This window comes from Mucilaginibacter sp. (genome assembly GCF_036568825.1).
In the GTDB taxonomy this organism is placed as follows: domain Bacteria; phylum Bacteroidota; class Bacteroidia; order Sphingobacteriales; family Sphingobacteriaceae; genus Mucilaginibacter.
Map to the genome: position 1 here is coordinate 49,884 of NZ_DATCRU010000017.1, position 12,714 is coordinate 62,597.

At 41.2% G+C, this 12,714-nt stretch carries 11 protein-coding genes and 1 rRNA gene; 2 read left to right on the plus strand and 10 right to left on the minus strand.

Annotated elements, in window-relative coordinates:
- Positions 1–15: 15 nt before the first annotated feature.
- Positions 16–1,176, minus strand: coding sequence for an acyltransferase family protein (locus VIM89_RS03780; protein WP_488154800.1), 1,161 nt, complete (start codon positions 1,174–1,176; stop codon positions 16–18).
- A gap of 376 nt (positions 1,177–1,552) precedes the next feature.
- Between VIM89_RS03780 and VIM89_RS03785 the strand changes: the two genes are divergently transcribed.
- Entirely contained in the window at positions 1,553–1,969 is a 417-nt protein-coding gene (locus VIM89_RS03785) for a hypothetical protein (protein WP_488154801.1), read from the plus strand.
- 100 nt (positions 1,970–2,069) lie between these two features.
- On the opposite strand, the gene VIM89_RS03790 is transcribed toward VIM89_RS03785, so the two are convergent.
- From VIM89_RS03790 to VIM89_RS03830, 9 genes are all read right to left on the minus strand, one after another.
- Positions 2,070–2,882 (minus strand): enoyl-ACP reductase FabI, encoded by an 813-nt coding sequence (locus VIM89_RS03790; RefSeq protein WP_488154802.1) that lies wholly within the window; start codon positions 2,880–2,882, stop codon positions 2,070–2,072.
- 112 nt (positions 2,883–2,994) lie between these two features.
- Entirely contained in the window at positions 2,995–4,668 is a 1,674-nt protein-coding gene (recN, locus tag VIM89_RS03795; RefSeq protein WP_488154803.1) for a DNA repair protein RecN, read from the minus strand.
- A gap of 197 nt (positions 4,669–4,865) precedes the next feature.
- Entirely contained in the window at positions 4,866–5,432 is a 567-nt protein-coding gene (locus VIM89_RS03800) for a DapH/DapD/GlmU-related protein (protein WP_488154804.1), read from the minus strand.
- A 161-nt stretch (positions 5,433–5,593) separates the two neighbouring features.
- The gene (locus tag VIM89_RS03805; RefSeq protein ID WP_488154805.1) at positions 5,594–7,693 is read right to left on the minus strand and encodes a M56 family metallopeptidase; all 2,100 of its coding nucleotides are present in this window, start codon (positions 7,691–7,693) and stop codon (positions 5,594–5,596) included.
- 89 nt (positions 7,694–7,782) lie between these two features.
- On the minus strand, positions 7,783–8,151 hold the full coding sequence (locus tag VIM89_RS03810) for a BlaI/MecI/CopY family transcriptional regulator (RefSeq protein ID WP_488154806.1): 369 nt from the start codon (positions 8,149–8,151) through the stop codon (positions 7,783–7,785).
- 203 nt (positions 8,152–8,354) lie between these two features.
- Positions 8,355–9,254 (minus strand): type IX secretion system protein PorD, encoded by a 900-nt coding sequence (gene porD, locus VIM89_RS03815; protein ID WP_488154807.1) that lies wholly within the window; start codon positions 9,252–9,254, stop codon positions 8,355–8,357.
- Positions 9,251–10,453: a bifunctional phosphopantothenoylcysteine decarboxylase/phosphopantothenate--cysteine ligase CoaBC gene (coaBC, locus tag VIM89_RS03820; protein WP_488154808.1), complete on the minus strand. Its 1,203-nt coding sequence runs from the start codon at positions 10,451–10,453 to the stop codon at positions 9,251–9,253. Before coaBC ends, porD begins: the two co-directional genes overlap by 4 nt.
- Positions 10,454–10,542: 89 nt before the next feature.
- Positions 10,543–10,875, minus strand: coding sequence for a DNA-directed RNA polymerase subunit omega (locus VIM89_RS03825; RefSeq protein WP_488154809.1), 333 nt, complete (start codon positions 10,873–10,875; stop codon positions 10,543–10,545).
- Positions 10,876–10,882: 7 nt separating this feature from the next.
- Positions 10,883–11,812 (minus strand): outer membrane protein assembly factor BamD, encoded by a 930-nt coding sequence (locus VIM89_RS03830; protein ID WP_488154810.1) that lies wholly within the window; start codon positions 11,810–11,812, stop codon positions 10,883–10,885.
- 839 nt (positions 11,813–12,651) lie between these two features.
- Between VIM89_RS03830 and VIM89_RS03835 the strand changes: the two genes are divergently transcribed.
- Positions 12,652–12,714, plus strand: a 16S ribosomal RNA gene (locus tag VIM89_RS03835); the annotation flags it as partial.

The window sequence follows — 12,714 nt, forward strand, 5'->3', positions numbered from 1 at the left end:
TAAGAATCTCTATGTTTAAATTCCGGGTACTTCCTCCACTTGTTTTTTGAAGCTGAAAATTTTGGTTTTTTGCAGGTACTCCACCTGTTTCACCGGTTTCTTGTAAGTATATAACCACCACAGGCTATATTTCAAACAGAAGTTATAGAAAAATATCGGCAGCACTATACCTGATGCCCATACCAGCACAACTAAGGCCGGGATAAAAGTTATATGCAGGAAGCTCTGTAAAAATATGCGGGCAATAGTCATCACGATGATTTGCATACAGTAAACAAATAGTGAGTGATAACCTACGATGCGTATCCATGTAAATACTTTATATCGTTGCAGCAGGAATGAGAAGTTGACCGATATGGTACAGCCTACCAATGCCTGGAAAAGGTAAAAAAACGGCATTTTGTGCTCAAGAAGGTCGTTACCAAACTCGCTTGGTTGCTGATTTATTTTAGTAGCGAAATACTGGGTAGTTAAAAATACAGCCAGCATCGGGAAAAATATCTTCCAGGAAGCAAAGCGTTTGATGTTGTTTTCGTCCAGCATGATATGCGATATCAGGTCGCCCAGCGAGAAGAAGAAGTAATATTCAAGGATGTCAGTCAGTAACCAGGCATTGATATTATTAACATGGATATAAGCCGAGATACAGAAGAATACAAAGCCCAGCAACACGTGAAATAGTGGTTTGAGCTTCAGAACAGATTTAACAAAAGCATAGAGCACCCCGATAAAAAATAACGCATTCAGATACCAGAAGTGTCCCGTTTGGCGCGGATCAAGCAGTAACATCAGGTATCTTGAAGGACCGACAGCTCCGCTATTTGTAAAGCCTGTATATTTTGAGGCTAAAATCTGCATGGATATTTCTATAAATCCCCATACCAGCAACGGGAACAATATGTTGTTGGTACGGTCACTGACATAACCGTTAAGTCCTTTTTTATTTAAACTTTTGCCAACCAACAAGCCCGAAATAATAAAAAACAAAGGCATCCGGAAACCATAAAGAAAGGTGCCCAGATAGTTAAAAAAAGGATAGGCGCTCAGATCAGCATGGCCGTTAAGGGAGTCCAGGCAGTGCCCGAAACCTACCAGCATAATGCTGATGCCCTTATCGTAGTCTACCCACAACCATCTTTTTTCTTTACGTATAAACTGGGAATTAAATGGATCCATTGTTTAAGGTTTAATCAATTGTTTTTCTAATACGGCAACCACAGGGTAGAGGTTGCTTTTTTAATTTTAAATAAATGTAATTACCGCAGGGGCAAACGGTATTTATTCAGAGGCAATGTTTGTGCCGCAACAATTGTATACTTAAATATAAGATGTTTAAACAGCAATTTGGGGATTGTAATCCACATTTTGGAGTTCCCCATTCCCCATGTGTTACAAAAAATCTATACTGCTGTATCATTTTTGCCAGCAAAGCAGTAATAATAGTATCGAAGGAAGCGTTTTAAAGAATGTTAAATAACCTTAAAAAAATTTAACAAAAACCTTTAAACCTTTTTAACTTAATTTGGTCATACTAGTAGAAAACACAATTACTATGAAAAAACTCTTATCTATTTTATGCTGCGCAGTAATATTATTGTCAGTGTCCTCATGTACTAAGCAGTATCTTAATCCGGTTGTCGCAAATCAGAATAAAACGGTATATACCGATGTTGTTTCAACTGACTGGACTGCATATACAGACCCTGCCGGGGTTAAGTCATATCAATTGCCGATCAATGTCAATGAGTTAGATCAGGCATCGTCAGATTTCGACGGTGTTATTGTGTCGATTTCTTACGATGGTGGCAATACATATGAGCAATTGCCTGAGGTATACGGTAATCTTTCCTATAGTTTTACTTACAACAAAGGAAATGTTACGTTATATGCACAAACGCCCGATGGTACAACGGCGGTGCAACCCACAGATGCAATGAAAGTAAAAATTGTATTGGTTTACTCGGAATAATAATAGGGTAGGATTAAAAAATTAAAAGGTGTACCGGATTCCGGTACACCTTTTTTATTGCTTTTGAAAGTCTCCCCTTCTGGGGGAGATTTAGAGAGGGCTACTTTTCCATCTGCTCAATCACCGCCTGGGTTACGCCGGTAAACGAGAAACCGCCATCGTGGAAGAGGTTCTGCATAGTAACCATTTTGGTCAGGTCAGAGAACAAAGTAACACAGTAATCAGCGCACTGATCAGCATTAGCATTGCCAAGCGGGCTCATTTTCTCCGCATAATTAATAAAGCCATCAAAACCTTTTACCCCCGAACCAGCAGTAGTGCGGGTAGGCGATTGCGATACGGTATTGATGCGCACTTTCTTTTTAGTGCCATAGTAATAGCCAAAGTTGCGTGCAATGCTTTCTAATACGGTTTTGTTATCGGCCATATCGTTATAATCAGGGAATACACGTTGCGCAGCGATATAGCTCAATGCCACAACTGATCCCCACTCGTTTATCGCGTCATGCTTAAGGGCGATCTGCAATATACGGTGCAGGCTCAATGCCGAAATGTCAAAACCTTTATGTGTAAAATCGTAATTATTCTCATAGTAAGGGATGTTTTTACGCACATTCACACTCATGCCGATAGAGTGCAGGATAAAGTCAACGCCCCCGCCAAAATGTTCTATAGTTTTGGTAAACAGGTTTTCCAGGTCATCATTGCTGGTTACATCAGCACCAATAACAGGCGCATTGCATTCGGCAGCAAGGTTGTTCAGTTCGCCCATGCGCAAGGCAAGCGGAGAATTCGACAGAACGATCTCTGCACCTTCTGCATGACATCGCTGAGCCACTTTCCATGCGATAGATTGCTCATTCAGCGCACCGAATATGATACCCTTTTTGCCTTTTAGTAAGTTATAAGCCATAATGTGGTTGGTTTTTATTGAGGGGTAAAGTTATTGATTAGTTTGCAGTTTTTAGTTTGCAGTTTGCATTTTCAATTGTGGGCCTTTTCTGCAAACTGCCCACGGGCAACTGCTAACTGTTCAGCAGTTCCCTTGCATTCTGCAGCGCACTCTCACCCGGCTTATCGCCGCTTAGCATTTTGGCTATTTCAACCACGCGTTCCTGCTTGTCCAGTTGACGGATACGGGTGTAAGTGGTAGTGCTTTCATTGTCCTTATAAACAAAGTAATGACTTTGTCCTTTACTGGCTATTTGCGGTAAATGTGTGATAGTGATGACTTGTAGATTCCCGGCAAGGCGTTCCATGATCTGTCCTACCTTATTGGCCACCTCTCCGGATATTCCTGTATCGATCTCATCAAAAATGATAGTTGGAAGAGCGGTATATCGTGCAATTAATGATTTGATCGATAACATCAACCTTGAAAGCTCACCACCGGATGCTACCTTACTCATCTCGGCTAAAGCATGACCTTTATTAGCAGAAAACAGGAAACGAACCTGGTCTGATCCATCTGGCCCTAAATGAGAGTCACCCCCTTTAGTAGGTAAAGGAGATAATTCAACTTTTAAAGTCGAATTAGGCATGCCCATTTCCGACAATGATTCTACCGCCTGTTTTTCAATATTTGGAATTGCTTTTGAACGATTAGCAGATAATTGTTTTGCTAACTTTTCTAATTCCTCTTTTTCAGCGGCTATCTGCTTTTGCAGCTTTTCAATTTCTTCGTCGCCGAAGAGTGCCTGTTGTATATTTTCAGATAATTCTTTCTGCAACTGTAATAATTCGGTATTGGTGCTTACCCGATGTTTCTTTTGCAGATTATACATCAGGCTCAGGCGTTCATTAATCTCAACCGCTCTGGCCTCGTTTGTATGCGTACGCTGCTCTATATTTTCAATTTCCGATGCAATGTCTTTTAGCTCGATTAATGAGCTATTTAATCTTTCATGTAGCTCAGCTATCTGCGGATTGAATTTCTCAAGAGTAGACAAATGATGCCCGGCTTCACGTAATTGTAATAGAGCAGCAGTTTCGCCATCCTGCATCAGATAATAAGCGCCTAATAAGTTTCTTTTGATCTCCTCTGCATTATTAAGCGTATAAAGTTCCTGCTCCAATTTTTCCTGTTCGTCTTCAACCAGGTTGGCTTTCTCTAGTTCATCAAACTGGAACTGGTAATAATCCAGGTCTGATTTTGCTTTGTCACTTTCCGCGACCAGTTGCTGAAGCTTGGCAACCGACTTTTTATAAGTACGATATTTTGACCGGTAATCGTTCAGTAACTCACCATGGCCAGATACCGAATCCACCACCAGCAGTTGAAAATCCGGGTCATTGATCTCCAGTGTTGCATGCTGCGAGTGGATATCGATCAGCTTTTCGCCCAGTTGTTTAAGGATAGTGAGGTTTACCGGGGTATCATTAACAAAAGCTCTTGATTTACCATCGGCAGTTATTTCTCTCCTAAGGATAGTTTCTGCTTCATAATCCAGCTCATTTTCCTCGAAGAAGTTCTTGAGATGAAAACCATTGATGCTGAATATCCCCTCTATCACACATTTTTTCTGCTGATTAAAAAAATACCTGCTTTCCGCCCGCTGACCAAGTATCAGTGACAACGCCCCCAATATGATCGACTTACCCGCGCCGGTCTCACCAGTCAGAATATTTAGTCCCTTATCAAAGCTGATCTCCAGGTTATCAATTAACGCATAGTTGTTTATAACGAGCTTTTCGAGCATAAAAATGGTATTCCTTCGTGGATGCTAAAGTACGGTTTTAGTTGATTGGTTGATTGAGTTAAGTGGTTGATTAAGTTAAGTAGTTGATTGAGTTGGATAACTATTCGGGGAATTGAATTGGTAATTATGCACAGGGCCTGCCAGCTAATGCGATCAGTCAAAACCACTACAACCAATACAACCATTACAACAATTATCTATTCAATAACCCGGATAACCTTAGCAGGGACACCGCCAACAATGGTATTTGCCGGAATATCCTTGTTAACTACAGCGCCGGCAGCAACAACAGCATTCTCGCCGATGGTTATTCCCGGTAATATAATTGCCCCGGCGCCTATCCAGGCATTTCTTTTTATCAGAACAGATTTAAGATCGAGCGATTTCCTGGTAGAGGGATCTAATGGATGATTTTCGCTAATCAGACTCACCTTGGGCCCTATCTGTACATCATCTTCAATAGTTATTCCTCCCAAATCAAGAAAAGAGCAATCATGATTGATGAATACGTTTTTGCCAATTTTAGTATGCCGACCGAAGTTTGTATAATAGGGTACAAAGATCGTAGTGCTTTTATCGATCTCACTCCCGGTAATTTCACTTAATCTATCCCTTGTCTGGTCAACATCGGTCGAAGTGTTAAGTGCAGCAGATAGCTTTATTGTTCGGGCAACAATCTCCCACACCTTTGGCATTTGAGGATCGTTCATGTGAACTATTCCGCCCGCAAGCATTCTTTCAAAAATATCAGTGTCCTGGCTCATGTTCAAATATAAGCAGGTTGAATGAAAGTAATCAGTTAACCGGTGATCAGTTAATCAGGTTTTTTTAGGGCAGCAAAAAAATAGCGACAGGCTTCAACCCATCGCTATGCTTAAAACTATATCCCCCTAATTAACTGATCTCTGATTAACCGGTTAACTAATTACTGGTCATCCGATTTCTCAGGCGCTTCCGGTTTCTCCGGTTTTTCAGGTGCCTCAGGTTTGTTTATTTCGGGTTTTTCTATCTCAGGCTTTTCAGGAGCTTCCGGTTTTTCTGGCTTTTCCATGTTCATATCCCAATTGTCATTATCATTCCAGTTCCTGTTCCAATTCCGGGCTTCACGTTTCATGCGTTCCATTCTCTTTTTAAATTCCGGTGAGTTCATATAAGCTTTCATCCGCGCTTGTGCTCTGCGCATTGCTTCTTTCGCCTGTTTCATTTCAGGGCTATTTTGATAAGTGCGTATTTTGGCATTCAGGTTTCTCATTTCCTCTTTGGCCTTTTCCATATCAGGATTATGATAAGCCTTTCTCATGCTGTCGCCCATCAGTCGCATATCTTCCTGTGCTTTGCGGAATTCAGGATTATCGTAACGTTGTTTCATTTGCTCGCCCAATTTCTTCATTTCTTCCTCGCGCTCTTTTTCTGCGGGTGAAATGTGCGATTTCAGTTCTTCCTGATATTTCTTGTAGTTATCACTTTGATAGAAATCGCCATCTTTTGAGTAGTCGCGGTCATGAGGGATACCGTATTTCTTTTCCAGTTCAGCATTTAATCTTTTAAATTCTGGCGTGTTGTAATATTTCCCAACTTCGCCGCCCAGCTCACCCAGGCGTTCGCTTATTTTGGCTGTTTCGCCATTATCGCCCCAGCTCTTACTAAAATTTTCAGATAGTGCCGACATCCTTTCCTGCAATGCCTTCAATTCAGGTTTATCATAATAAGAACTCATTATCTTCCCTTGTTCAGACATTTCTTCAGTTAGTTTTTTAAACTCAGGGCTATTATAGTATTTGCTGATCTCTTCACCGTATTTGCCCATTTCGGCCGAAAGTTTTTCAAGCTCTTTATCGTTGTAGTAATAACCGTAATTGTTATCGTCATCCCAATCTTCTGTATGTTTGGCTTTTACCGTTGTTTTTTTTGCAGCAGTCGATTTGTGATGAGTGGTGGCTTTCTTCTTAGCTGTATCAGCAAACAACTGGCTGATCATAGCCGGTTTTATCTTGTTGAATGATATTTTGCCGTTCGCGATGGTTGGATTCAACCATGCAAGGCCCGTAATGCTGGCTACAAGCAGCGACAGGGCGAGTAATATATGGCGTGCATTGCCAATTGGTTTCTTCGTTTTCATGATACGTTCAATTCTGTTTAATAAGTGGTACTTTTTGCCCGTAGCCGCCAGTGCTAACTGCCACTCCTGCTGACGGGTCTGTTCTAATTTCAGTAGTGCATGCGCATACACTAAAGGTTTGTTAGAGGCCTCTATTACAATATCATCGCAGGCATTTTCCCGTTCACGGTTAATGATGCGGTTGATCAATTGTGCAAATGGATTGAAGAACAACAATACCGACATGGCCTGTTGTGCCAGGTTTACCAGGTAATCGTTGCGTTTGATGTGTGCCAGCTCATGCAGGATGATGATCTCAATCTCCTCGGCCGACAAATAGGTAGATAAGGTAAAAGGAAGTAAAATAACCGGTTTAAAGTAGCCTACCATACAAGGGGCGTCAACCATGCGGCTCAGCCCGAAGAGTACTTTATCGGTGATATTGAGCATTTTTACAAACTGGTCAACCTTCAATTGCAGTTGTACATCAATGCTCATGGTTTGTCTGATATGATTGATCTTCTTACGCGACCATACCAGCTGACCGGTATTAAATAATACGCCGATCGTATATACTATAGTAACATATGGCATCAGCCATTCAATAGCATAATTATACCGGGTACTAAAGGTGGCGTCATGACCTAAATGCAATGGCATACCAAAAACAGCAGGCAGGAAATCCTTATTGTGGGTATTAATTACCACCCAGGTGTGATTGTTGATCTCGGTAGAAAGCGTATAGATAAACCACACCGTAATAAATGCCAGTCCCGTCATCGCTGCATTATGTTTGGTAGCTGCCGACAATTGCGGGAATAACAATATAATAAGGCGCAGACCCAGGTACACAAACAGTCCCTGCCACAACGAGTGGATAACGGCAACACCTACAACCTGGCTGATATTATATAGTATGGTTTCCATAATGTTAAACTCTAAATCCTAATTTCTAAACTCTAAAGTTACTTTCTTAAACTAGTCAACTGATCACCGGTTAACTGATTAACTAATCACTATTTCCCAAACTGCTCCAAATACTTCTTGATCGCATCGATCTCATCCTTAGAAGCTTTGTGGTGCCCCAATGCCTGGATCACAAGATCAGAAGTCGAGCCTTCAAAAACGGTCGACAGTATTTTATCCAGTGCGCTTGTCTGCGCTTTTTCCTGCGAATAGGCCGCACGATAGATATGTGTCTTTGATGTAGTATCGCGGACTACCAATCCCTTTTCATCCATTATCTGCATCAGCTTCAGGGTGGTGGTGTAACCGGAAGCTTTGGTTTTTGCCAGTTCCTCATGCACATCCCTTACGGTTGCCTGTCCCATTTTCCACAATACCTGAAGTATCTCTAGCTCGCTTTCTGTTGGTCTGATTTCCATGTTCTTAATCTATATACGAATTGCTTCGTACAAATATCTACGGCAAGTTTCGTAAATACAAATATTTTTTTAATTTATTTACGATTCGTTTCGTAGATAGAAGACGCAAGTAATTTGAAAGTGTTACAAAAAGGATAAAAAAATTCTATAAAAGGATTCTGGTACTGGAACTCAGGATTTACATTTTAGGATTTGGAGGTACTTTAATTACTCGTCTTAATAGTCAAATACTTATTCCCATTAGCCGGGTCGACTTGAGATAAAATAGTAACCGCATCGTTCTTCTCCTTATTATCACCCTTTGTGAATATAGAGATTAGTTCAGAGTTTTTTGCTGTAAAGAACAAAAGCGGCAGCATGGAGCCAAGCCGTGTCCGGTCCACTTGCTGCAAACCGGGTAATGCATCTGCGATGGCTTTACGGCCCTTAGCAGCGTTATCAGCCATTTGGTCCAAACCATTGCGGTGATAATCATACATAAACTCGCGCAGGTTAGTGTAGGCTTTGCTGATCAGGTTTTCGGATAGCCAATAGCGGTTAATGTTACCGTCGAATGCTTTCCAGCCCTTGCTCGATCCTGATTGAGCATTGGTCACCACGGTTTGAGCAGCTATAAAATAAGGCGTGCCACCTAAACGGGAGAAGGTATCATAATCCATCCCCACAATAATATAGGCGTAAAACGCCAGCACAGATGTCAGGTTGCTTGAATAGCTCTGATCGGTGTAATCTATCGTTTGCCCTTCGGTATACACAAAGTCAAAGTCCTTATCATTAATATTTAAAATAGGTGTGTTATAACTGGTATTAAAAACCGGGCGGGTGGATTGTATCTGCAATTCGCCGGTAAAATTGCTGCTGCCGTCCCAGGTCAGGATGTTCAGCACAAAATTGCATTCAATCCTTTCATTAGGCAGAATATTATCCGGTGTCCACTTACGGCCGTTCAGGAAATCCTTCATTGCCGTTTCCAACGACTGGAAAATATGCGTATTGGTCGTCTGTATCTTACCGCTGGTCACTCTCACGCGCGCGTTCAAGTCCTGTGCCTTCGCCGCAAAAGTCAAACACATCAATAAAATATAAACGCCCAGTTTCTTCATGCTTTTATCAATTCAGCCACTTTATTGCAAATATCTTTTGCTACTTCGTTTTTGTCTTTCAGCTCAAAAGTTGTTTTCTGTAGCTTATTGTCTATAATGGTTATTTTGTTGGTGTCGGTCTTAAATCCGGCGCCCTCGTCATTAAGCGAATTTAACACAATAAAATCAAGATTTTTCCTTTGCAGCTTATCTATTGCATTTTTCTCTTCGTCATTGGTCTCCAAAGCAAAGCCCACCAATATTTGTCCTTTACGTTTTTGCTCGCCTAAGGTTTTCAAAATATCAGTTGTTTTTTTAAGCTCGATGTGCAGGTCGTTATCCTGTTTTTTGATCTTTTGTGCCGATACATTCACTGGCGTAAAATCAGCCACCGCTGCCGACATAATGCAGGCTTTTGCATCCTTATAATATTGCAGGCAGGCTTCCAGCATATCCGCTGCAGATGTAACATCAACCCGCGTAATACCCGATTGCTTACTTGTTTGCGACGTCGGCCCGGTTATCAAAATAACCTCAGCACCCATAGAAGCAAACTGATCTGCAATAGCAAACCCCATTTTACCTGATGAATGATTTCCGATAAAGCGCACCGGGTCAATAGCCTCATGCGTAGGCCCGGCAGTCACTAATATCTTTTGATTAACTAAAGGGAGCTTTTTTTTTATATCAGCTATCAGAAAGCTGACGATCTCTTCCGGCTCTGCCATACGTCCTTCGCCATACAAACCGCTAGCCAGCTCTCCGCTCCCTGGTGGGATCATGATATTACCGTAACCTTTTATTACTTGTATATTTTGTTGCGTAGCAGGATGCTTCCACATGTCCAGATCCATAGCCGGCGCAAAATAAACCGGGCATTTGGCTGATAGGTAGACCGCCGTAAGCAGGTTATCGCTTTGTCCGTTCGCCATTTTTGCAAGCGTATTGGCGCTAACAGGGGCGATGAGCATAAAATCGGCCCACAGCCCTAGCTCTACATGGTTATTCCATTCACCGGTTTCGGTATTTGAGTATTCAACCAGTACTGGATTTTTTGAGAGGGTGGAGAGGGTGAGCGGAGTGATAAAGCCGGTCGCGTCCGGTGTCATTACTACCTGAACTTCGGCACCGGCTTTTACGAGCAGTCGCACAAGCGAAGCAGACTTATAAGCTGCTATACTGCCGCAAACGCCCAGGACGATTTTTTTATTCTGAAGCATAAAGCCAGATTCGGGTATACTTAAAAAAGTAAAAATAACAAAAAACTCCCCATTGGGGAGTTTTTTGTTATCTAAAGCTTTAAGGCTTATTATTGTTGTTCTTTAGCAGGATTACGGTAATATACCTTATCTTCTAAAAACTCCTGAACTGCCACCAATGACGGTTTTGGCATTTTTTCGTAATGTTTAGAGATTTCGATCTGCTCGCGGTTTTCAAAAATCTCTTCCAGGTTATCATTTGACGAAGCAAATTCAGAAAGCTTTTGGTGCAATTCTTCCTTTACGTTATTTGATATCTGGTTGGCTCTTTTAGCCATAATAACGATCGACTCGTAAATGTTTTCTGTCTTTACGTCCAGATCGCGCAAGTCACGCGTAATGGTGCTGCCTGCTACGGTTGATTTATTTGGAGTATTGTTCATATCAATTTTAGTTTGGTATTTTCTTATTCAAATCCACTTTTTCTGAAGGGGGCTGACTGGTTACAGTATCTTTCTTCTCAAACCTGCGCATATATTTTATATCGCTGGCTTGCTCTGCCAATTCTCTTTTCGCGCTCGCAACGCCCGATTCACTATCTTTTTTGTAAGATTCAGCATCTTTCAAATACTTGCTGGTCGGATACTTCTCAGCAAACTGCTGTTGGTAAGCAATTACCTGGTTAAAACGTTCAACCTGCGTATTCACACGACTGTGAGTAGCATACAGGTATTGTGCTTTAATGGTCAGGTAGTCTATTTCTTCGGCATACTTAGTATCGGGATAATCGCGCAGGGTATTACCAAATGCCATCACAGCAGAGTTGTAATCGCCTATAGTCAGATATAGCTTAGAGTTTTCAAATGATTTTTTTTCCAGTTTATCACGCAGGTTCTGGATCAGCTTACCGGCTTCAGCCACACGCTCGCTTTTTGGATACAGGTTGATGAACAACTGTAAGGTTTCTATAGCTTTAGTAGTGTTCTCCTGGTCCAATGAAAATATCGGCGAATCCAGGTAGTAGCAATATGCCTCCATGAACTTACACTCTTCAGCTCTCGGGCTTTGCGGGTAAGTGTCAGAGAAGGTCTTGAAGTGATACCTGGCAGAAGTATAATCTTTCAGGTTATAGTTAGCGTAGGCGTAGTAGTAGTAAAGGTCTTCGGCCTGTGCCTGTCCGCGGTAACGCTGAACCAGTGTTTCGAAGAGTTCCAACGCCTTGCTGTATTTCTTTTTATTATAAAGGGCCAACGCTGCCTGGTATTTTTTAGCATTGTCGTTGCTCGCTTTTAGCTTTTCAAATTTGCTTTTACAGCTCACTGACGCTAAAATGAACAGTATCAAAAGGATGGATAATGTAGAGCGTTGTTTTTTAAACATTTTGCAAAGATACGGTAATATTATAAACCAGTCAATTATTTATTTATCAGCGAATATATAGGGCTGAGATTAACTTCAATACATAACGCAGCTTAATTTAACATCTTTTAACGATTGATCATCGCACTATGTAAAGCCCTTCTATATATAATAGTACAACGGATACTATACGGTGGCTGAGTAACTATAGTATATACATGCGCTATTATATATGTGCATGATCTAAGTAATGATCTTGTATCAGCAACTATCCGGGAACTATTTGCCAATCTGAAATTTTTCAGGCTGATTTGCAAAGTGTTATCCATACACCATTACTTTTTATTTGACAAGTATTTGCATAAATGAAAACTCTGCTTACCTTTGCAGCCCGCAAACGAGGAAGCGGGTTGTTCTCTGAAGGTTGAAAAAGTAAAAATTAGAAAAATAAAAAATAATTTTTGCGAATAAGAAAAAGGTTCATACCTTTGCAGTCCCAAAACAAACGGGGCTCTTCCCAGAGCAAAAAATCAGGAGCGATTCCTGGTTAACAAAATTGAAAAATTGATCGTTTAACCGCGATAAATTATAATCCGAACCGCGAGGCAAGGAGATCAAGTTCTTTAGAAGGATAGATAATTATGAGATGCAGCGGATTAAGAAGCTTCGGCTACTTAATCAGAATTCTTAAAACAGGTAAGATAGAATCAGGGTAGTACTGTATAAAGATACAAACAGTGATTAGAGACCAGCGATTAGAGATCAGGCAACTGATCGCCAGTCACCGGTTAACCAATCACTAAATACAGATTAACAGATTCTATTGAGAAATAGGGTCAGTAATCGAACTCAGACATTATACAATGGAGAGTTTGATCCTGGCTCAGGATGAACGCTAGCGGCAGGCCTAATACATGCAAGTC

What these genes read in the sequence shown, in the direction of transcription:
- VIM89_RS03780 (WP_488154800.1), bottom strand. Translation starts at nt 1,176, where the DNA reads ATGGATCCATTTAATTCCCAGTTTATACGTAAAGAAAAAAGATGGTTG.
- VIM89_RS03790 (WP_488154802.1), bottom strand. Translation starts at nt 2,882, where the DNA reads ATGGCTTATAACTTACTAAAAGGCAAAAAGGGTATCATATTCGGTGCG.
- VIM89_RS03825 (WP_488154809.1), bottom strand. Translation starts at nt 10,875, where the DNA reads ATGAACAATACTCCAAATAAATCAACCGTAGCAGGCAGCACCATTACG.
- VIM89_RS03785 (WP_488154801.1), top strand. Translation starts at nt 1,553, where the DNA reads ATGAAAAAACTCTTATCTATTTTATGCTGCGCAGTAATATTATTGTCA.
- VIM89_RS03800 (WP_488154804.1), bottom strand. Translation starts at nt 5,432, where the DNA reads ATGAGCCAGGACACTGATATTTTTGAAAGAATGCTTGCGGGCGGAATA.
- VIM89_RS03810 (WP_488154806.1), bottom strand. Translation starts at nt 8,151, where the DNA reads ATGGAAATCAGACCAACAGAAAGCGAGCTAGAGATACTTCAGGTATTG.
- recN (WP_488154803.1), bottom strand. Translation starts at nt 4,668, where the DNA reads ATGCTCGAAAAGCTCGTTATAAACAACTATGCGTTAATTGATAACCTG.
- coaBC (WP_488154808.1), bottom strand. Translation starts at nt 10,453, where the DNA reads ATGCTTCAGAATAAAAAAATCGTCCTGGGCGTTTGCGGCAGTATAGCA.
- VIM89_RS03830 (WP_488154810.1), bottom strand. Translation starts at nt 11,812, where the DNA reads ATGTTTAAAAAACAACGCTCTACATTATCCATCCTTTTGATACTGTTC.
- porD (WP_488154807.1), bottom strand. Translation starts at nt 9,254, where the DNA reads ATGAAGAAACTGGGCGTTTATATTTTATTGATGTGTTTGACTTTTGCG.
- VIM89_RS03805 (WP_488154805.1), bottom strand. Translation starts at nt 7,693, where the DNA reads ATGGAAACCATACTATATAATATCAGCCAGGTTGTAGGTGTTGCCGTT.